Source organism: Vibrio sp. SCSIO 43133 (genome assembly GCF_023716845.1).
In the GTDB taxonomy this organism is placed as follows: domain Bacteria; phylum Pseudomonadota; class Gammaproteobacteria; order Enterobacterales; family Vibrionaceae; genus Vibrio; species Vibrio mediterranei.
Map to the genome: position 1 here is coordinate 2196078 of NZ_CP068024.1, position 21650 is coordinate 2217727.

At 44.1% G+C, this 21650-nt stretch carries 19 protein-coding genes; 11 read left to right on the plus strand and 8 right to left on the minus strand.

The window, feature by feature from the left end:
* Nucleotides 1-34: 34 nt before the first annotated feature.
* Nucleotides 35-1018 (minus strand): TRAP transporter substrate-binding protein, encoded by a 984-nt coding sequence (locus tag JKJ11_RS10420; RefSeq protein ID WP_006073802.1) that lies wholly within the window; start codon nt 1016-1018, stop codon nt 35-37.
* A gap of 39 nt (nt 1019-1057) precedes the next feature.
* The gene (gene rpiB, locus JKJ11_RS10425) at nt 1058-1504 is read right to left on the minus strand and encodes a ribose 5-phosphate isomerase B (RefSeq protein WP_006073804.1); all 447 of its coding nucleotides are present in this window, start codon (nt 1502-1504) and stop codon (nt 1058-1060) included.
* Nucleotides 1505-1934: 430 nt separating this feature from the next.
* On the opposite strand from rpiB, the gene glpX reads away from it, so the two are divergent.
* The 3 genes from glpX (at nt 1935) to JKJ11_RS10440 (ending at nt 4382) form a co-directional block, all read left to right on the plus strand.
* A complete protein-coding gene (gene glpX, locus JKJ11_RS10430; protein WP_252038136.1) occupies nt 1935-2942 on the plus strand; it encodes a class II fructose-bisphosphatase in 1008 nt (335 codons plus the stop codon).
* A 40-nt stretch (nt 2943-2982) separates the two neighbouring features.
* The gene (locus tag JKJ11_RS10435; protein ID WP_252038137.1) at nt 2983-3957 is read left to right on the plus strand and encodes a sugar-binding transcriptional regulator; all 975 of its coding nucleotides are present in this window, start codon (nt 2983-2985) and stop codon (nt 3955-3957) included.
* A 176-nt stretch (nt 3958-4133) separates the two neighbouring features.
* Complete coding sequence (locus tag JKJ11_RS10440) at nt 4134-4382, plus strand: hypothetical protein (RefSeq protein ID WP_006073808.1); 249 nt, start codon at nt 4134-4136, stop codon at nt 4380-4382.
* A 94-nt stretch (nt 4383-4476) separates the two neighbouring features.
* Here JKJ11_RS10440 and JKJ11_RS10445 read toward each other — a convergent pair whose 3' ends face one another.
* The 4 genes from JKJ11_RS10445 to JKJ11_RS10460 form a co-directional block, all read right to left on the minus strand.
* Nucleotides 4477-5661 (minus strand): D-alanyl-D-alanine carboxypeptidase family protein, encoded by a 1185-nt coding sequence (locus tag JKJ11_RS10445; protein ID WP_006073810.1) that lies wholly within the window; start codon nt 5659-5661, stop codon nt 4477-4479.
* A 475-nt stretch (nt 5662-6136) separates the two neighbouring features.
* Nucleotides 6137-7411, minus strand: coding sequence for a dicarboxylate/amino acid:cation symporter (locus tag JKJ11_RS10450; protein ID WP_252038138.1), 1275 nt, complete (start codon nt 7409-7411; stop codon nt 6137-6139).
* Nucleotides 7412-7494: 83 nt separating this feature from the next.
* Nucleotides 7495-8727 (minus strand): NAD(P)/FAD-dependent oxidoreductase, encoded by a 1233-nt coding sequence (locus JKJ11_RS10455; RefSeq protein ID WP_252038139.1) that lies wholly within the window; start codon nt 8725-8727, stop codon nt 7495-7497.
* Between the two features lie 284 nt (nt 8728-9011).
* A complete protein-coding gene (locus JKJ11_RS10460; RefSeq protein WP_006073814.1) occupies nt 9012-10292 on the minus strand; it encodes a sensor domain-containing protein in 1281 nt (426 codons plus the stop codon).
* A gap of 302 nt (nt 10293-10594) precedes the next feature.
* On the opposite strand from JKJ11_RS10460, the gene JKJ11_RS10465 reads away from it, so the two are divergent.
* The 6 genes from JKJ11_RS10465 (at nt 10595) to JKJ11_RS10490 (ending at nt 15704) form a co-directional block, all read left to right on the plus strand.
* Nucleotides 10595-10873: a hypothetical protein gene (locus tag JKJ11_RS10465; protein ID WP_252038140.1), complete on the plus strand. Its 279-nt coding sequence runs from the start codon at nt 10595-10597 to the stop codon at nt 10871-10873.
* A gap of 323 nt (nt 10874-11196) precedes the next feature.
* On the plus strand, nt 11197-12330 hold the full coding sequence (locus JKJ11_RS10470) for an ABC transporter substrate-binding protein (RefSeq protein WP_503060926.1): 1134 nt from the start codon (nt 11197-11199) through the stop codon (nt 12328-12330).
* A gap of 22 nt (nt 12331-12352) precedes the next feature.
* Nucleotides 12353-14059 carry an ABC transporter permease gene (locus JKJ11_RS10475; protein ID WP_240206078.1) on the plus strand — a complete coding sequence of 569 codons (1707 nt, stop codon included), beginning with the start codon at nt 12353-12355 and terminating at the stop codon, nt 14057-14059.
* A complete protein-coding gene (locus JKJ11_RS10480) occupies nt 14025-14672 on the plus strand; it encodes an ATP-binding cassette domain-containing protein (protein ID WP_031496155.1) in 648 nt (215 codons plus the stop codon). Before JKJ11_RS10475 ends, JKJ11_RS10480 begins: the two co-directional genes overlap by 35 nt.
* Nucleotides 14666-15271, plus strand: a complete 606-nt coding sequence (locus JKJ11_RS10485; protein WP_006073824.1) for a CDP-alcohol phosphatidyltransferase family protein — start codon at nt 14666-14668, stop codon at nt 15269-15271. The genes JKJ11_RS10480 and JKJ11_RS10485 overlap by 7 nt, the downstream gene beginning before the upstream one ends.
* Nucleotides 15272-15356: 85 nt before the next feature.
* Nucleotides 15357-15704 carry a YajD family HNH nuclease gene (locus tag JKJ11_RS10490; protein ID WP_006073826.1) on the plus strand — a complete coding sequence of 116 codons (348 nt, stop codon included), beginning with the start codon at nt 15357-15359 and terminating at the stop codon, nt 15702-15704.
* A 59-nt stretch (nt 15705-15763) separates the two neighbouring features.
* Here the strand turns inward: JKJ11_RS10490 and dkgB are convergent, their stop codons facing one another.
* Both dkgB and JKJ11_RS10500 read right to left on the minus strand, forming a co-directional pair.
* Complete coding sequence (dkgB, locus tag JKJ11_RS10495; protein WP_006073828.1) at nt 15764-16570, minus strand: 2,5-didehydrogluconate reductase DkgB; 807 nt, start codon at nt 16568-16570, stop codon at nt 15764-15766.
* Between the two features lie 143 nt (nt 16571-16713).
* The gene (locus JKJ11_RS10500; protein WP_124939900.1) at nt 16714-17313 is read right to left on the minus strand and encodes a TetR/AcrR family transcriptional regulator; all 600 of its coding nucleotides are present in this window, start codon (nt 17311-17313) and stop codon (nt 16714-16716) included.
* Between the two features lie 209 nt (nt 17314-17522).
* On the opposite strand from JKJ11_RS10500, the gene JKJ11_RS10505 reads away from it, so the two are divergent.
* Complete coding sequence (locus JKJ11_RS10505) at nt 17523-18596, plus strand: efflux RND transporter periplasmic adaptor subunit (RefSeq protein ID WP_503060927.1); 1074 nt, start codon at nt 17523-17525, stop codon at nt 18594-18596.
* Entirely contained in the window at nt 18593-21649 is a 3057-nt protein-coding gene (locus JKJ11_RS10510) for an efflux RND transporter permease subunit (protein ID WP_252038143.1), read from the plus strand. Before JKJ11_RS10505 ends, JKJ11_RS10510 begins: the two co-directional genes overlap by 4 nt.
* Nucleotide 21650: the final 1 nt, after the last annotated feature.

Sequence of the window (21650 nt, forward strand, 5' to 3'; positions counted from 1 at the left end):
AGTGGCTGCACCCAAGGTGCAGCCAAGGAACTTCTTAGTTAGCTGTTGCCATTGCTTTATTTAGCATGACTTCGCCGTTGTTTACGTTTTTCACAAAATCGTCGTAGATAGGTTGGCTTGCATCTACGAAGGCTTGACGGTTCGCTACGTTAAGCTTCATACCACCAGCAACCAGCTTATCTTTCAGTTCGCCTTCTAGCTTCGCGGCTTCTTGATAACCCCACTGCTGTGCTTGCTTAGCAGAGTCTTCAAGCACTGCTCGAACTTCATCAGGGAATTTCCCATAGTGGCGTGCACCTGCAGTTAGGTATGCTGGTGTGTACACGTGGTTTGTCACACTCAAGTAGCCTTGCACTTCATGTAATTTCGCTGCATAGATGTTGGTATACGGGTTTTCTTGCCCATCGATAACACCAGTTTGTAGACCAATGAATACCTCACTGAAGCTCATAGGCGTTGGGTTCGCTCCCCAGTTTTTGAACATCTTCACGCGCCATGAACTGTTTGGTGTGCGAATTTTCAAACCATCAAGATCTTCTGGTGTGTTAACCGGGCGCTGCGCATTAGTGATGTTTCTAAAGCCGTTTTCCCAAAAACCGATGACTTTATAACCTTTCTTTTCAGCAGCCGGCGCGATATATGGCCAGAATACTTGCTCCTCGATCTTAGCGACATGGTCACGATCTGAGACTAAAAATGGTAGTTCAAACAACGCCATTTCTGATACATGCGTTGGTAGTGTTGAAGTGAGTAGAGCCAAGTCTACCGTGCCAAGCTTCAACTTCTGCTGCACATCTTTATCTTTACCTAATTGAGCTGCACCAAAGAACTTAAGGTTGTAGTCAATACCTTGTTTTTTGAATTCTTCGTTTGCCACTTCAGTAAAATATTGTGTCGTGTTGTATTGAAGTGAACCTACCTGCGCGCTAGTCGCCACTTTTAGGTCTTTGGCAAATGCCGCTGAAGAAAGAACAGCAGACACAGCGAGTGCAGTAAAAGTAAGTGTTGTTTTTTTCATTTTAGTTTCCACGTTATTCCATTAAACATTGAGGGAGGGTTATCCAATAAATTCTTTCTCTATCTCCTTAATTCTATTTACCTTAGGGGTCGAGGGTCCGTCAGAAAACTCTGAATCTAACCATGTATCTAATATCGCTTTTGCGAGCTCAGAACCGATCACGCGAGAACCCATAGTGATAATTTGCGCGTCGTTGCTCTTACGAGCTCGCTCAGCAGAAAACGTATCGTGGCAAAGTGCAGCTCTAATACCTGGTACTTTATTTGCCACAATAGATACACCGATTCCGGTACCACAAAGAATGATGCCGCGTTCATGCTTTCCAGCACTCACTGCTAAGCTTACTTCTTTGGCAATATCCGGATATAGTGATGCGTTCTCTGGGTCGATTCCGTAGTCGACATACTCAATACCTTTCGCAGCTAAATGAGCTTTCAAGCACTCCTTCAAATCTACTGCTGCGTCATCACATCCAATTGCAATCATGTCGCTATCCTTATGTTCATTTGTCCATCGAGATTGCAAATGATATTGAACTTTTATTCCTAAAAGTTACAGATGAACATCTTTTAAATGAGATATCAGTCACCAAAACAATACAATTTATTAACATTATCGTGATCAACCTAGCCTAAAATCCAATTTAATAAATGCCTGTAGCTTTTATAAAACAGAACATACCTTAGATCTTGCAAATAGTATATTGTTTTATTATTCAATAACTTAAGATTAATTAGCAAAATTATCACCACTTGCTTAGTAGAGCATAAGCTCTATTCCGTAACTGTAAAACACCCAGTTTGATAGTTTGTTCACACAAACAAAGAAATGAGAACGCGAACATTCTAAATGCATTGTTCAGATGTTATATTGACTGAACATATGAACAACACCTATAACAAAAGGACTTGCCAAAATGCATAACGAATTAGGTTTAACACTTTCTCAAGTAACTGAATCAGCAGCACTAGCTGGATACAAATGGCTTGGGCGTGGAGATAAGAACAAAGCAGACGACGCAGCGGTAGCTGCAATGCGACATCAACTTAACGAATCACATGTCGACGCGACTATTGTCATTGGGGAAGGAGAAATCGACGATGCTCCCATGCTGTATATTGGTGAACAGTTAGGAATAGGCGGAGCTGCTATTGACATTGCTGTAGACCCTATTGAAGGCACACGAATGACGGCTATGGGACAATCGAACGCCCTCGCGGTGTTAGCTGCCGCTGAAAAAGGTACATTGCTTCAAGCTCCCGACATGTATATGGAAAAATTAGTTGTCGGCCCAGAGGCGAAAGGTGCGTTAGATTTAACGCTCCCTATTGAAGAGAACATTCTCGCTGTCGCTAAGAAACTCAATAAACCAGTACAAGATATTGTTGTCGCAACGCTCGCAAAACCGAGACACGATGCCATCATTCAAACTATGCAATCGATGGGTGTCAGAGTCTATGCTTTCCCAGATGGGGATGTCGCCGCTTCCCTACTCACATGCATGCCAGAAAGTGATGTTGATATGATGTACTGTATTGGTGGAGCACCTGAAGGTGTTGTAACAGCAGCGGTAATACGTGCATTAGATGGAGACATGCAGGCTCGATTATTAACACGTGATGTAGTCAAAGGCGAAACCTTAGCCAATATCAAACATGCCAAATCAGAGCGCCAACGCTGTCAGGAGATGGGGGTAAGTGAAAATGTTATCTTATCGCTCAACGACATGGTGAAAACCGATAACATTGTGTTCTGCGCAACGGGTATTACCAAAGGTGACCTCCTTGATGGTGTTCAAAAACATGGGTCGTACCTCACAACTGAAACCTTACTTATACAAGGTCACAACAGAACGATTAGAATGATAAAGTCTAATCACGACCTAAATAAAACCAATAAAGAACTACTTAAGCTTATTGCTTAGCAATCTATTGCTTGCAGTGATACGCCTTTAAAGGAACAGAATGGACTTAACCAACATAGAACAAACAGAAGAAACTAACCTTCTGACCGAGATTGCTGTAGCCTATTATCAAGATGGTGCAACACAAGAAGAAATATCAAAACGTTTTGGTCTGTCACGTGTCAAAATAGGACGCTTACTCAAACGTGCTAGAGATCAAGGCATTGTCGAAATCAAAGTCAAGTACCATCCTGTTTTTGGCGCTAAGCTCGAGGAGCAGCTCAAAGAACGCTTTGGTTTAAAGCGAGCTTTAATAGCACTCGATCAACCGACCGAAGATGAGCAACGCGCACTATTAGCCGGTGTCGTTTCTACCTACCTTTCCTCAACGTTAAAGGACGGCATGATTGTCTCAATCGGTCAAGGACGTAACGTCTCGTCTGTATCTGAGCATATCGGCGTCGTTAATCCGAAAAAATGTACATTCGTTTCTAGTATTGGAGGTATTCATCCCCGTGGTGGCATGCTCAATGCGGACCATATCTCGCGGCGCTTTGCTAAAACTTTTGGTGGCGTTAGTGAAACCTTGTACGCTCCTGCTTATGTTCGCAACCCCGATCTTCGTAGAGCCTTGCTTGAAGACGAAACCGTTCAGCAAACAATGGACATCGCAAAAAAAGCCGATGTGGCATTAGTCGGAATTGGTGACTTGAATGAAAGTAGCTATATGGTGAACCTAGGCTGGTTTTCAGTTCAGGAAATGGTCGAAGCACGAATCCAGCAAGGTGTAGTCGGTGAAGTCGGCGGTTATGATTTTTACGATATCAAAGGCAACGTCCAAGATACCAAAATGAGTAACCGTGTAATCGGACTAACCATCGCTGACTACCAAAAAATCCCACAGGTAATCGCTATTGCTGCAGAAAGCAGTAAGCCACTGTCTATTGTTGGAGCTTTGCGTACCAGAGCGGTAGACATACTAGCGACTAGCGTCGCCAACGCGATCACCATTCTTAATTTAGACGCTCAGCAATAAAATAGCCGTGCAATGTAACAACTAGTGCATTGCACGGCTTCAACTTATTGTTCCCGTTTACTTCACATTTCTCTCAGTTGACAGGAAAAGTCGTGTTTTCTCTCTTATCCTAAACAAGACGCCATAGTGACATTATTGTCATTATGACTTATCAAGTAACGATTCTAGGAGCTTCTATGGGAAAACTGATGCTAAAAGTTATTGTGCCAGCGCAAATGCATACAGGGATGACAATGGTGCCTGACCCAATGCCACAGTATATTGGAGCAGAATCACTTCTACCTAACGGGTTGCTACCACCAATGATAGCTGGAGCGACGGTTATTGGAGGCCAAAAGGTCGGGAGCAAATGGATGGGGTGTACTTACATGAAAGCTCCGTATGTGATTCCAGGATTTGCCGAAGTTGAGGAAACCCCTTTTTAGGCAGCAATGAACTATTTGCCTACCTATTTCATTCCGGTACCTACCTATTCAAAGAGTAAGTACCGGAACTTGTGTTCAAACTAATCCCAAAGAATTAACTCTCCCAAAGTCCTTTTGTATCAGAGAACAACGACTTAAACCAAAGAACAACTGAGTCCCATGCTCGTTTAAAAATAGAGCCTTGCTCTACATTAGACATGGCAATCAGAGGCTCTGAGGCAATTTCATCATTACCAACACTCCAAGTGACATTACCAATGATATCTCCTTGTTTCACGGGAGCAACCAACGGTGCGTAGATTTCGGTTTCCTTTGTCACTCCACGGCTGTTACCGCGAAGGTAAGTCGCATAAACATCATGATCAAACCCCACGTCAATATTGGCGTTTTTCCCTTTCCAAACTCTAATCGTCGCTTCACTTTCGTCCGCTACGGCAAGTTGGTCTGTTTCATAAAAACGGAAACCGTAATTGAGAAGTTGTCTTGATGCTTCCACGCGAGTTTGAGTACTTGGTGTCCCCATGACTACGGAAATCAGACGCATCTGTCCTTGTGTCGCTGAACTGACTAGGCTGTACCCTGCATCTGAGGTATATCCAGTTTTTCCACCGTCGACATTAAGAGAGTTATCCCATAGCAGTCGATTGCGGTTGTATTGCTTAATATCCGCCCAAACAAAGCGTTTTTCTGAGTATATTTCATAAACCTCTGGCACATCTTCGATGATCTTTCTCATCAATATTGCCATATCGTTTGGCGTAGTGTGAATACCCTGCCCGTCTAAGCCATGTGCATTAATGAACTGAGTATTGTTCATACCCAAGTTCACTGCCCACTGATTCATCAAGGCAACGAAACCACTTTCCGTTCCGGCTACATGTTCAGCAAGTGCGACCGCGGCATCATTTCCTGATTGAACAATCAAACCACGCAACAAGTCCGCAACCGTGACGTTGTCACCCGGCTTAATGAACATTTTGGAAGAATCTGGAAATTTAACTGACCACGCGTTCTCACTGACCGCTACTTTACTATCCCAAGAAGTACGGCCATTTTCGATTTCTTTGCCAACTACATAGGCAGTCATCAATTTTGTTAAACTAGCAGGTGCTAAAGCGGCATCTTGGTTGCCTCCCACGAGTATAGCTCCAGACTGATAGTCCATGAGCACGTAGCCTTTGGCATTAAGAGTGGGTGGGTTTGGTGTCACCAACGCCGCGACAGACACCGATGAACTCAAGGCTAAAGACGCAAACAGCAGTGACATAGTTTTATTCATCTCACGGACTCCTTATTCTGTGAGCACTCCGTTGAACCACCGATTTAGGGAATCTTGACTACAACTCGTCATTTGAAACATCGGCATCAACACGGAGCAGAAAGATTTCTTTCCCCCTACCCACAAACTAGAATAATATTCGCAAGTTAGCTCAGAATTTTTGTAAGATTTATTACGGCATCTCGAAATCACTCTTCGGGGTATTGCTCGCTACAATTATCGCCTACTTTACGCAACTCTCTCCTTTACTCACCTCACGTTTACTATATTGTTTTATAGCCACCTACTTATTTTGGTATGTCAGTAATACGGTAAAAAGCAACACAAAAACATCTCTATCAAAGTTCAAACATCGAGTTTATGATTATTGAGTACATACTTTGTAACAATGCGCCATCTGAAACCTATCTAATCGCCGCCGTTTGCCCTGTTGGGTCATGCACCGATGTTATTAAGTATGCTCGGTCCCCCTTCTTTACATCGCTTCAGGTGAACGTACCCCCTTAACATCATCTGCTTGATGCCACTTTTCCACGACCAGTGATGCAATCAAATCACCCTCTACATTTACTGCCGTTCTGAAAGTATCAAGGGGACGTTCTATAATGAGCAGAATGGCTATTGCTTCGAGCGGAATTCCCGCCGCCAATAAAACCATCTGCATCCCAGACATAGAACCAGAAGGCATACCGGGTGCCCCAATTGATGAAATCATCGCCATAATAAAGATCATCACCAAGCCCGTGGTGGTTAAATCAACACCGAACAATTGTGCTAAGAAGATTGCCGCAACGCCCTCAAATAAAGCCGTTCCATCCATATTCATAACTGCGCCTAACGGTAACACCATACTGCTCGTGCTTTGTGATACTTTAAGCTCTTGTTCTGCTACTTGCATCGAGAGTGGTAACGTAGCCGAACTGGATGACGTCGCAAATGCCATCGCCATCGGTGCATAGATCGCTTTAAACAGAGTTCTATAACTGATTCCCGTCACCAACTTGGCGATTGCTGGCAGAACAACTGCACCGTGGAACACCGTCAATAAGAACACGAGTAAAGCAAATAAGATCAGTTGATGAAACAAGCCACTGTTGCCGTTCGTGGTAAACTCAAACACGATGGAAAATACAGCGATTGGTGCCAATTTAATGATACCACTGACTACCGTATTGACGGCTTTGTTCAGTCCAGACAAGGACTCAAAGATACTGTGTTTCTCTGGCAACGAAACCAGCAATGCAATACCTAGTAAAAATGAGAATGTTACAATTGCTAGCAGATTCCCTTTAGCTAAAGCTGCTACAGGGTTTACCAACGCCATATTCAGTAGCTTTTCCACAATGGCGCCGCCCGTTGTGGACTCAGTGTCAATGAGTTGGACATGACTTTCTAAAGGCACATGACTAGTGAGCGGTTGCCATGCTGGTAACAATAGCGAAGCACCAAGACCTAAGCTGACCGCTAGAAGTGTTGTGGAAGTATAAAACAGTAGTGTGTGGCGTCCGATGCTCTTCAGTTTGACCGTCGAGCCTATGCTCGTAATGCCGTGTAGTAGCGACAACATAACCACGATACCTACAACCATTTTTAACAAGCCAATATAGGTGGCCTTACCTAACATAATCAGCTGATACCAACTCGTCTGAGTCAGGTTATTAGGTAACGGTAGAAAGGTCGCTATACTCCAAGCGAGAAACGCAGCAAACAACAATTGCAGTGGTAGAGAAAGACGCAGTTTTGCCCACATGATGGTGATATCCATAAACGATGAAACGAGTAACGAGAAGGCTCATTGGCCTTCTCATCTTTGAACCTTGGTGCTAGTAACAATTAAGAGATGTTGTTTCTATAAAAAGGATTCAAAGCACTTTTTAGTCGCTTCAGAACCACCAATGCCGTGACTCGACCCCACCCAAATAAGATACGCTGGTGAAGTCTGAAAATAGTATCGTAGAGATTGCGAACTAATCGCCCACGTAAAATCAGTTTATTGTTCATCAAAGTACCCACCGCGTAGTTGTGGCCCACCGCGATAACCATCCCACCGTCTTTGAAAATAAACGGCTTAATGGTTTTGCCTTTCAGCAGTCGTTTGATCTGATTCGCTAAATGTCCTGCTGCTTGATTAGCTGCCTGTGCGCGAGGCGGGACAAAACTGCCGTTGGGCTGAGGACATTCCGCGCTATCGCCAACCACGAAAATGGCATCATCAAGAGTGGTGACTAGATTAGCGTCTACTTTTAATTGATTTAGCGAGTTGGTTTCTAGACCATCAAGCGTTGCCAGCCATGGTGCACACTTGATACCAGCCGCCCATAGCTGCAAGTTAGCGTTAATAACCTCACCGCTATCAGTCACCAATTTACCCGCGTCGGCACGTTTAATGCGGGTCTCCGTTTTCACTTCGACACCATTTCTTACCAAGGCCTTACGCACTTTCTCTGACATGCATCCTGGGCCAGCAGGCAAGACTCGACTTGACGCTTCAATCAGAGTAATGGTGAGATTCATGTCATGGCGATAACGTGTCAGTTTCTGACTGACTTTTGCCAATTCGGCCGCCAGTTCCACACCGGTTGCTCCAGCACCGACGATCGAGATTCTTTGCTCACCTTGCGTACGTAACAATGGATTTATCTGATCCCATGCTTGTTGTGCTTGCAAAGCGGAGTCTAAAAATAAGCAGTGTTCACTAACACCTTCTGTTTTGAAATCATTACTCACCGCACCAACGGCGATCACCAAATAATCGTAAGCCAACTCAGAGACCATACCTTGTTGATCTTGAATCTCAATGGTCTTTTGACCTCGATTTAGCGATTTCATCGATGCCTGAACGTATTGATATTGATTGCAATAGCTATGTTGTAAATAGCTCACCGCATCAAGCTCCGAATCAAAAGTACCAGAAGCAATTTCATGTAAACGCGGCTTCCAATAATGGTGACTAGCGGACTCCACCAGTACGACCTCGTGTTGACCTACACGGCCAAAACTTCTTCCTAAACGAGTAACTAATTCAAGGCCGGCTGCACCGCCGCCTACTACCACGACTTTTGACATCGTATGCTCCAATAACTGTACAACCAATCTAGATTGCGCTCTAAAACCAATTGTTTGCGCAAACCCAACGCCTGACATCAAACAGAATGGCGACATTGTATTGGAACGATTTATTATGATAATCCAGCTAAATTCATATTAACTTATACAGATTTGTAATAATGAATTTGACCATCAAAGTATGACACTCTGGGATGTGGGACGAGTTTGAGAGTGGTCCTAAATAAACGCGTTTAGGGAGACAGAATGGTGTTTCAGTCGCTAACGGCCTTAACTCAGCAAATTTACATTAGGCTTTTCTTTTTATAATCAATAAAGTAGCTAGAGGAACCTTGAGTTTTCTTAGCTTCATACATTGCAGTATCAGCGATATGTATTGCTTGCTGAATGTCAATATGTCCACTTAAACACAGTGTGGTACCTATACTGAGCTCTGGCGTTACCTTATCACCATTATGAACATCGATGGGGTGAGATGAGACTTGCAATAGATGATTAGCGATACTTAGAACATGTTCTCGACTATTAAGTCCAGGTAATACCACCAAGAACTCATCTCCACCTAATCTTGATACCACGTCCGTTTGTCTAGTGAAATCCTGCAATCTCTCGGCAAGCGCCACCAATATTTCGTCTCCTATCACGTGACCATAGGTATCGTTGATCACCTTAAAATTGTCGATATCTAGAAACATAAACGCGATTTTCTCTGAACGATTCCAACAATGGCAGATCATTTCTTGAAGTTTCACGTCTAGAAGGCGGCGGTTGGGAAGACTCGTCAAAGGATCAAGGTTCTGCTTTTCTATGACGAGTTGCTCTCTAGCCTTTCGTTCAGAAATATCACGGACGATAGCCAAAAAATAGTTCTCACCATTAAACTCCACCATACTGATGTTAGCCTCGATAGGGATCTCAACTCCATCTTTACGTTTGTGCGTTGCTTCGACGAAACGATTTTGAGCTTGTTTCATTTTTTCAACGTGGTCTTTCCAAGTTATTTCTCTATTAAACAAAGGGTTGATATCTGGCACAGTTAGACGTAACAGCTCCTCTTTGGTGTAGCCTAGACGTTGATAACCAAGTTCGTTGCAGTTCAAGATCTGACCAAATTCCATATCGACGACATAAATCGCGTCATGTGATTTACGCACTAGTTGGTCAAGTAATAATTCAGCGGCTTGAGATTGTCTTGGCCCAGACAAATCAATTATTTGCGAGACTAAACGGGTAATATTTCCTTCATCATCACATTCAGCTGACATATTGAGTAGAGCTAATATTGAATGGCCGTCTTTGTGAATATACCGTTTATGGGTTTGAACGGAGTCAGTTGGGTTTTCAAGAAGTTGCGCCCTTATCCGCTTATTTAGCGCAAGGTCGTCCGGGTGAGTAATAACAACACTGTCAGACATTAACTCGGCTTCCGAATAGCCGAGTAGTTTACGCAAAGCAGCATTAGTATATTCCAACTTACCTGTTGGTAAGCTAATCGCTGTTGGTATCGGCGTTATATCGAATAGCCGACGAATAGAGTTATCCATTTGAGCGGAATTTTTATCCATACCATCCCCGCTTTTCTATAGTCGTAACACGTGAAAGCTAGCCAACATGTCACTACTGTACACAGCCCAGAACATTAAAATATGTATCACCAATGCTGACTGTCTTTTGATTATTGTTCAGAAACTATAGCCAAAACTTAAACAGAATATGCTTAATCTTGCCCGATAGAATGGTGTTATTAATCAATTACTCAAAAATGAGACATTGTCGTACAGGCGTTTTATCTACCTATAAAGTGGCATTCTATCGCGTGAGTGACTGGCTTATTATTCTCCCCAGTTAAACTACAAGTACTTTGCCAATGACCTCCAAACCTAGTCTTACTGATGCTACTCTGCAACTCATTTCCGACGTTAAGAAACAATTACCTCTTTACTCCGAGGATACGTTTGTTTGTGGTCCTGATAATTCTTGTATCGGCTGTCCTAAAAAGTTAATGGAATTAGTAGAGACCGAAGTAAGCTACTGGGAATCGGCATTATCACGTGGAATTACACCCAACTTTGAAGAACTCAGAAGGTTTGGAAAGTTGTGTTCTAGTGTAAGACGAGGATTGATTCGAAACGGTCTTGTTAACTAAGCACGATCACTCGTATTTTCCGATAATATTGTCACACGGATGTGAATCTCCCTTCCTTTTCTATTTCTATTGATTTACCCACTTCTATTACTGACAAATTAAATATCAACATCTTGAAATTTAATATCTTGTCTAGCGGTCTAGTGCTTTGAACCGATATTTTTTGGACGACCTCAATAGATAGCCTCAAGACTATTGATTATCGTGTCTCAACCTTTAGTATCAATTGTTAACAACAGGGCAAGGTTCGCCACAAACAGTATAAAATGGATAACATAATGAATAATAAGATGTTCAAATCTGCAGTGCTTTCCACTCTCGCAATGACGGTCTCTTCTTGGTCAACCGTTGTCTCTAGCGAAACACTCGACACGACTCAATGGAATTCGGTATTAGAACAAGCCAATGGACAAACAGTATACTTCCACGCATGGGGAGGTAGCCAAGAAATTAACCGTTACCTCCAGTGGGCAGGTAAAGAACTAAAAGACCAATATGGCGTTAACTTTAATCACGTAAAAGTCACCGACATCGCCGAAACTGGCTCTCGTTTACTCGCTGAAAAAGCAGCAGGAAAAAATGACGGTGGCAGTGTCGATATGGTGTGGATTAATGGTGAGAACTTCAAATCCATGAAGGACAATGCCCTACTTTATGGACCTTTTGTACCCAACCTTCCGAATTGGCAATACGTCGATAAATCGCTTCCCGTTGACAGCGACTTCTCAGAACCAACGGAGGGGCTTGAAGCACCTTGGGGAGTGGGTCAACTCGTGTTTATTCACGATACACAAACTCTCAATAACCCACCGACGTCTTATATGGAGATGCTCAACTACGCTAAAGCGTTTCCGAATAAGTTAAGCTACCCAAAACCGCCAGAGTTTCATGGTACTAGCTTCTTGAAGTCTCTGTTAATTGACCTTACAGATAACGATCCTGCGTTAGCAAAACCCGTTTCAGAAGCTGACTTTCAAGGCGTCACCAGGCCGCTTTGGGATTATCTGGATGAGTTTCATAAGGTTGCATGGCGGGCTGGTAAGCAATTCCCTGCCGGAACCGCTGAAACAATCCAATTACTAGACGATGGTCAGCTTGATCTAGCTATTACTTTCAATCCAAACGCTGTCTACTCTGCTCAAGCGAATGGTAACCTTAGCGATACCACTACCGTGTATGCAATGGATAGTGGTGCATTGTCCAACATTCATTTTCTTGCAATCCCTTGGAATGCTAATGCTAAAGCAGGGGCTCTAGTCGCTATTAACTTCCTACTGAGTCCAGAAGCACAATCGCGAAAAGGTGATATCGCAATTTGGGGTGACCCTTCGGTACTCAGCAAGCAATATCTCACTGGCAGTGCAGCGAAAACTCAACAATTTAAGTCTGTCGCCGAGCCTCACCCAAGCTGGCAGAGCGCCCTTGAGCAAGAGTGGCTCAAGCGCTACGGCAGCTAACGGCTTACGAGATAATAAGATTATGCTTAGACTGTTGTACGTCTGTTTAGTCGTTGTCTGCATTTTCCCTACAGTACCTGGTTTACTTGGGGTGGTGATATCCTCTTTGGGTTATATCCCCCCTTTAGGTCTACATCATTTTGATTTAGCCGGATTCAATCAGGTCTTTGCATGGCAAGGCGTAGAAACTTCTATTTTGCTGACGTTTAGCTCCGCAATACTGAGCAGCTATCTCGCCTGCTTCTTATCCTTTGCCATTATTGCCTCTTGTTGGAACAGTAGTTGGTGGAAACGAATCGAACTATCGCTATCTCCTTTACTTGCTCTGCCTCACGTCGCCTTTGCTATTGGTTTTGCTTTTCTGTTTTCTCCTACCGGATTTGGCGCGAGAGCCTTAGTTGACCTTTTGGGAATGGATCTAAGCGGAAACTCTGCCAGTTCAGCTTGGCTAGTCAAGGACCCTTATGGCGTTGGCTTGACGTTGATGCTAGCCCTCAAGGAAGTACCGTTTATACTGCTGATGAGCATCCCAATACTACGACAACTTAGAGTCAGTGAGTCACTGCGTATCGCTACATCACTCGGATACACTGAAAGTGCAGCTTGGTGGAAGATCATACTGCCACAATGGTTTACTAAAATTCGATTCCCGATGCTCGCAGTGATTGCCTACAGTTTATCTGTCGTCGACGTTGCTTTAATTATCGGACCAACTAACCCACCAACCTTCGCTGTCTTAGTTTGGCAATGGTTCAATGACCCCGACCTGAGCTTGCTTCCCCGCGCCAGTGCTGGTGCTGTTGTGCTATTTGCTATTGCTTCAATCTTGATTGGTATCGCTCGTCTCATCGAGCATCTCGTCGTTGCCATTTGCAATCAATGGCAATATTCAGGTCGTACATCGCTGCGCATTCCTGGCAAACCAATATTCACCGTACTTGTATCCATTGTTGCCGCCATGATACCGCTGACGGTTATTTGGACATTTGCGCAGCGTTGGCGTTTTCCGGACGTCTTACCAAGCCGCTATACATTGCGTTTCTGGGAGTACGAATGGGACGGTATTTTTGAAGTGATGGCACAGAGCTTGACCATCGCGCTTATCTCGGCAACGATTGCTCTCATACTTGCTGTTGTAGGACATGAGTATCGCAATAAATATCGCTTACATATACCAGGTTACGTCATTGCGATTCCCATGCTATTGCCGCAATTAAGTATCTTGTTCGGATTGCAAGTTACCACGCTATTACTTAGTGACTCGAGTTATTTGCTTTGGGTTTGTTGGTCACATGTATTCTTCGCCTTCCCGTTTGTTTTCCTTGCACTAGATGGGCCATGGCGCGGCTTCAATAGTAAGTTTACCCAGGTATCACTGAGCCTTGGGAAGAGCCCTATTCATACTTGGTTGCACGTCAAATTGCCGCTTCTTTTCCCTGCAATGGTATTTGCATGGGCGGTAGGCATTAGTGTGAGCCTTGCTCAATACTTACCTACGCTGGTATTAGGAGCGGGTCGAGTTGCCACTATTACAACCGAAGCGGTAGCCCTATCGAGTGGATTCGATCGCAGAGTCACCGCCATCTATGCACTCTTCCAGGCTTTCTTACCACTACTATTTTTCTCTGTTGCCGTATTGGTTAATCGCATTCACTCTCGTTATCGACGAATTAAGATCAAAGGACTTTTATTTAATGACACTATCGCTGGCAAACCTCACCATCCGTAAGAAGGAAGGCGAGGTGCTGTTTTCTGACTGCAGTTTCAACGTAAAACAGGGCGAAATATTGACGCTAATGGGCCCAAGCGGTTGTGGAAAATCCACGCTGCTTGACGTCGTTGCGGGTCATCTGTCGTCAGAGTTTGTCTACCAAGGACAAGTTCTACTCGAAGACAAACGTATCGACATGCTAGAACCACACAAGAGACAAGTCGGAATTTTGTTTCAAGATGACCTGCTGTTTCCTCATCTCAATGTATGGGAGAACCTTGCCTTCGCCTTGCCTAATCGAATTAAAGGAGCTGAACGACAAGAACATGCAATGAACGCTCTTGCTAGTATTCAACTCAATGGTGTGGCTAATCATTACCCAGAGCAATTATCCGGAGGACAACGTGCCCGCATCAGCTTAACACGAATGCTGCTCGCTGAACCAAAGGCCGCCCTACTTGATGAGCCATTCAGTAAACTCGATAAAGAACTGCGGGTTCAGTTCAGAGATTGGGTTGTGGAACAGCTTCGCAGTGCCAATATTCCCGCTTTAATGGTCACACATGATGAGGATGATATTCCTGATGGCAGCCAAGTCCTTAAATGGCCTTGGGAGAGTGCAGCATGTTAGACAGCATTAGTATCAAAGTTATTCGCTGGCCGTTATCTCAATCGGCACGTGTGCTTAACCGATTAGGGGTAACAGCTAATCAAACTACACTATTTGGCTTCGCTTTGGGTTGCCTTGCTTTTCCTGCTTTAGCGTTTGAGCACTATTCCATCGCCCTGATATTTATTTTGTTAAACCGAATTTGCGACGGTCTTGATGGCGCTCTAGCACGTATTCAAGGGATTTCAGATGCCGGAGGTTTTTTAGATATAAGCTTGGATTTCTTATTCTACTCACTGATACCGTTTGGTTTTGTTATTGCCAACCCGGAGCAGAATGCCATTGCTGGCGCTTTTTTGATTTTCTCTTTTATCGGCACAGGAACTAGCTTTTTGGCATTCGCTGTGATGGCAGGTAAACGCGGTATTGAGAATCCAGTTTATCGTCATAAATCTTTGTACTATATGAGTGGCCTTACCGAAGGCACCGAGACCATCGGTTGCTTTGTTCTTTTATGCTTATTACCTGAACATTTTGCTACCATTGCGTTCGTCTTCGGGGCTGCGTGCTGGTTTACAACGTTCACTCGCATTTATTCAGGGTTTCACACATTGCGATAAACACTACCGAAATCAAGTTAGAACCCACTTTTGTTGTGGTACATTCAGCATTAGTTGTTTCGGTTAATACGATGAAAGGATCGATATGTCTTCAGACTACTTTGGAACCAGTGCAGCCTACGCACGAAAAGAGAGCGATTACCGTGAAAAAGCCCTTAAGCTTTATCCGTGGGTATGTGGAAGCTGCGCTAGGGAGTTTGTTTATTCAAACCTGAGAGAGCTAACGGTCCATCACAAAGATCATGACCACACGAATAACCCCGATGACGGAAGTAATTGGGAACTTCTATGTTTGTACTGCCATGATCATGAGCACTCAAAATATACTGAGCACGATTTATACGGTAGCGAAGTAAAACCAGGAGAAGATAACCATCAGGCCGCTACGCATAATCCGTTTGCAGACTTAGCAAATATGATGAAGAAAAAGTAAGCGCATTAAACAAAAAACGTCAGGGCTTACCCTGACGTTTGTTTTCACCCAGTCGAAACTTAGTCCCACTCAGGAGCGAAGTCTGGATTGGCTAATCGATGACCTCTATCCAGTTTCGAGATACTCTCCATATCTTCATCGTCTAATTTAACGTGAACATACGCTAAATTACTTTCGATGTTCGCTTGCTTAGTCGATGATGGAATAGTCACAAATCCACATTTCGCCATCCAAGCCAATACGATTTGAGCAGGCGTCGCTCGATGTTTGTCGGCAATGTGTTTTATTGAACCATCTTTAAGTACATCCCCATACGCAAATGGCATGTAACCAGTCACAATCATATTTTGTTGACGGCAATACTCCACTACTTGTTGATTCTGAAGGTAAGGATGAACTTCAACTTGGTTGGTATAAAGCACATTATCGCCCAAGATTTCGATTGCCTGTTTCATTTGAGCAACAGTGAAATTAGATACGCCAATATGACGAGCGAGTCCACTATCTTGAGCTTGTTTAAGTTCTTTAAGGTACTCTTCCATTGATACTGCTTCATCTTTAAGAGGCCAATGAATAAGAAGTAAATCCACGTAGTCTACTTGAAGGTCTTTTAAGCTCTCTTGTAAACTCGGTATAAATGAGTCTTTTCCCAGTTTATCCATCCAGATTTTGGTGGTTATATAAAGCTCCTGACGAGGAATTCCGGAATCTGCTATCGCTTGCCCCACTTCTTTTTCATTGCCATAAATCTGAGCGGTATCAATGTGGCGATAGCCAGCATTTAATGCCATTTCAACAGACTTATAAGCATCGTCGCCTTTTAAACGAAAAGTACCAGCGCCAAGAGTTGGAATAGAAAGAGACATAGTTTTTCCTTGAATATATTCGGTGGACACTCTTATCCAGCAAGAGTCAAAGTTAAAACTTACTATAACTCAGAATTACAAAGTGTGCGCCACCTCTAAAACTATATAGTTTTAGAGGTGTTTAAGTTTTCAAGTGTTGCCGATTAACTTTCAGGTGCAAATGTTTTTAGTACTGAAACAACAATGAGCTCAATTTTTTCTTGGAGAACTGTTTCATCCGGTTTAGACGCCAAATCTAACACTTGTGGCCAAAACAGTAGACCTTGCAGAACACTGAGGTAAAAGCTTGTAATAGTCTGAGCATCTTTAGCACACAATTTACCATCAGCAATCGCTTGCTCGAACCAACGAGTAACAGCACGTGTTTCATAGATTCGTTGACTGATATTCTTAGCTAAGTCTGGCTGACGGAAAAACTCCATAATGATGGTGCGCGAAAAAGCAATACCGTAAACATCATAAGAAATATTGACCTCATTGACCGTAATCGCCATCAACTGTTGATGCAAACTGCTGTCGCTGTTGTAGGGGTAATGCCCCGCTCTCTCGACACCATCTTGTACGATCGCCAACACTGCTTCAAACAAAACTTCTTTACTCTCAAAGTGTCGATATAACGTTCGTTTAGAAACTTCTGCTGACGTACAAACGTTATTCATGTTCGCAGCTGAAAAACCGTTGTCGATAAACTCTTTTTTTGCTGCATCAAGGATTGCTTTTCGCTTTTGTTCTGAGCGAGTCATTCGTTATCTCCTATTCATTGATACCGAGTCTAACAAATCAATTATCGCAGGTAAACTTTAAGGTTTACTTTTTAAAAAACCTCAAATAGAATCCAAAAAATAAACCCATGAGTTTACCTCTATATTGATGAACTCTTTTATCTATCTTCTTTTTGGAGCACAACGTGAACGATACGCGCACTGCCACTTTTCGTAATAAGCCAAAAGCAATGGCATGGCTTTTTGGTATCTCTCTAACAGGATTACTTTTAGCGGGCTGCAACTCTCAATCAAAAACAGTCGAAACGACGGCTGTCGTTCGCCCTGCTCTTGTTGAATCAGTCTCAGCACACAAAAACGATCATCTGAGTTTTAACGGTGTAGTTCGAGCTGCTGAACGTGCAGATTTATCTTTTCGTATCAACGGTCGACTCACTGACATACTGGTTGAAGAAGGCGATCGAGTTGCACGTGGTCAATTACTCGCAACATTGGATTCAAAAGACGCAGAAATAGCATTAGCTTCTGCCGAATTAGAATTAGATAACTTGGCCGCTGAGTACAAAAGAGCTCTAACTATTTATGAGAAAAGCAACGCCATTTCTAAGAGTAGTCTTGATGAGCTAACGACCCGCTACAACTTGGCACAAAATCGCCGTGATGAAGCGCTTCGTCAGGTGGAATACACCAAAATTGAAGCTCCTTTTGATGGCGTAATCGGACGCAAATGGGTCGACAACCACATGCAGATCCAGGCGAATGAGGCCATATTTACATTACATGACCTCGACACGATGGAGGTGGTCATTCATATTCCTGACAACGTGATGATGTCAGGACTTAAAAGTACCAAAGCCATCGCTGAAATTACCGCCATTCCCTCACAAGTGTTCGATCTAAGCTTAGGGACCCACGCTACTCAAGCTGACCCTATCAGTCAGAGCTACGCTGTGGTTTTGCGGTTTGATGATTTGAAAGGGTTTCGCTTACTACCGGGTATGACCGCAAAAGTGAGACCCGTTGACGATCACGTTGTCTCAGGAAGCCAATACATTACGCTGCCTGTCACCTCTGTTGTTCCTGATAACCAAGGTAGACAATTCGTGTGGTTGGTGAACGACAATAACCTTATCACTCGTCGTTATGTACAAGTAGGCGCACTTAGCCAAGATCGATTGGAAATCAGCCAGGGGCTGACTGTGGGAGAGTCAGTGGTCATCGCGGGTGTTTCTAGCTTGCATGAAGGTATGGAAGTGCGTCCAGTGCTGTCTGTCGGCAATGGCAGTCAAGAGGTTCAACAATGAACATTGTTCGTTACACCATCGCTAAACGCACCAGTGTTTGGGTGTTAATCGCTCTGACGTTACTGGGGGGATACATTAGCTACCTAAAGTTAGGTCGCTTTGAAGATCCTGAGTTCGTCATTCGTCAGGCGGTGATTAATACGTCCTACCCTGGCGCGACCGCACAGGAAGTTTCCGACGAAGTCACGGATGTGATTGAGGGCGCAGTACAAACCCTGCAAGAGTTGAAGGAAGTCAAGTCCGTCTCAAAGCAAGGCATGTCTGAAGTAACCGTTGAAATTAAACTTGAGTTCGCTAACAGCAGCGCTGAACTGCAGCAAGTCTGGGATAAACTGAGACGAAAAGTCAGCGACGCACAACGCTTGCTGCCACCAGGAGCAGGGGCGTCTATAGTTAATGACGACTTCTCAGACGTGTATGCTCTGTTCTTTGCTGTCACCGGGGAAGGCTACACCGATAAACAGCTACAAGACTATGTCGATCAACTGCGACGAGAGCTCGTGCTGGTTCCTGGGGTTGCAAAAACTGCAACCTTGGCAGAGCGACAAGAGACCATATTTGTTGAAGTTTCAGGTGAACGCCTGGCTAAATTTGGCCTCTCTGCCGAGCAAGTGTTTCAAGTACTGCAAAAGCAGAATTTAGTCACTGTTGCCGGCGCTATCGATACGAAAGACATGCGCATCCCAGTGATTCCACGCTCAAACATTCATTCGTTTGATGACTTGCGCAATCTGCAAGTGGGCATTGGGCAAAATAATACTGTTATGCAACTTGGCGACATCGCAACGGTAACTCGGGGCTATCAAGAGCCATCAAGTATGCTTATGCGCTATAACGGCCAGCGTGCTGTCGGATTTGGTATTTCTAATGTCAATGGCGGCAACGTTGTCGAAATGGGCAACGCAGTTAAAGCAAGACTACTAGAGCTTGATAGCCAGCGACCAATTGGTATGGAGCTACACACTATCTCGATGCAGTCGGATTCCGTGCGCGCATCGGTAGCGAACTTCATCGACAACTTGATTGCTGCTGTGGTCATTGTATTTGTTGTGTTGTTGGTCTTCATGGGGCTGCGCTCTGGCGTCATTATTGGCTTTGTTCTATTGCTGACGGTTGCGGGTACGCTTTGTATCATGTTTATCGATGACATTGCCATGCAACGTATCTCTCTCGGAGCACTGATTATTGCTCTAGGTATGCTTGTCGATAATGCTATTGTGGTTACTGACGGCATCTTAGTACGACTGCAAAACAACCCAGAGCAAGATAAAGAAACGATCGTCTCTGAAGTGGTCGATGCAACAAAATGGCCACTGCTAGGAGGCACTGTCGTAGGTATCTGTGCGTTTAGTGCTATTGGCTTATCCCCTTCAGATATGGGTGAATACGCTGGGTCACTGTTTTGGGTTATCTTGTATTCCATGCTATTGAGTTGGGTATTCGCTGTGACAGTGACGCCAATGCTGTGTTTCGACTTTTTAAAAGTCAAAGCGAGTAAACAAGGTGCTAAGCCCGGCCGCATTATGACGACCTATAAAGCGGCGCTCAATTGGGTACTAAGCCATCGTTGGATGAGCCTTGGTATGTTGCTGGCAATAATGGTGGTAGCGATATATAGCCTCAAATATGTGCCTCCTGGTTTCATGCCGGATTCACAGCGTCCGCAATTTGTTGTCGATGTATATCTACCACAAGGTTCGGATATCTCACGCACTGAGCGTGTGGTCGCTAATATTGAACATGATGTGAAAGCAAAAAGCGGTGTGACCAATATCACCAGCTTCATTGGCGGTGGCGGTTTACGCTTTATGTTGACCTACTCTCCCGAGCCTCGTAACAGTAGCTATGGGCAGTTATTAATCGATGTTGACGACTATAAAAAAATCGCGCCATTACTTGGAGAGCTACAAGACGAGCTGTCCGTGAAATACCCAGACGCATCGATTAAGGTTTGGAAGTTTATGCTAGGCCGCGGGGGCGGTAAGAAAATCGAAGCTGGATTTAAGGGACCAAATAGTCAGGTACTTCGCTCTTTAGCCGAACAAGCTAAGGCGATTATGCTTGAAGACGAAAACCTCATCGCAATTCAAGACGACTGGCGCCAGCAAGTGCCGGTGTTGAGTCCGATTTATTCAGCAGAAAAAGCGCAACGTTTTGGCTTAACAACTCAAGAAATTAACCAAGCGATTGCTCAGACGCTAAGTGGCCGCAATGTGGGTGTGTACCGTGAAGGGAACGATCTAATTCCTATTGTGGTTCGCTCTCCAGAATCAGAACGTGACCACCAGCGAGCCGTTGAGAATACTGAGGTTTATGCCTCAAACGTAAATGGTTTCATTGCGGTCAGTCAGTTGGTCGATTCGGTGGACTTGGTATGGCAGGATGCGATTTTGCGCCGTATCGATAGAGTACCTACTATTTTGGTTCAAGCGGACCCAGCTCCGGGCGTCTTGACCTCTGATGCGTTCAATCAGATTCGTACAAAAATAGAAACCATCGAATTGCCACCGGGTTATGAGTTGATTTGGTACGGTGAATATAAAGCGTCTAAAGATGCCAATGAAGGTCTTGTCATTTCTGCACCTTACGGGTTTGCTGCGATGATTTTGTCGGTCATATTTATGTTCAACGCGATACGTCAGCCTCTCGTGATTTGGTTAACAGCGCCATTGGCTGTCGTCGGTGTAACCGTTGGCCTGATTGCATTCCAAACTCCATTTGAGTTTATGGCAATCCTAGGGTTCTTGAGCTTGATAGGTATGATGGTGAAAAATGCGATTGTGTTGGTAGATCAAGCCGATGTGGAGATCTCACAAGGTAAACAGCCTTACCAAGCGATTATTGATGCGGCAACTAGTCGTGCACGACCGGTTCTACTTGGCGCGCTCACTACCATCTTTGGTGTTGCTCCGCTGCTCGTTGATCCTTTCTTCAAGAGTATGGCGGTAACCATCATGTTTGGTTTGCTGTTTGCTACCATCTTAACCTTGGTGGTGATTCCTCTGTTCTATGCCCTCTTCTTTGGCATTAAATCGGAGCCAAAATCACTCTAAA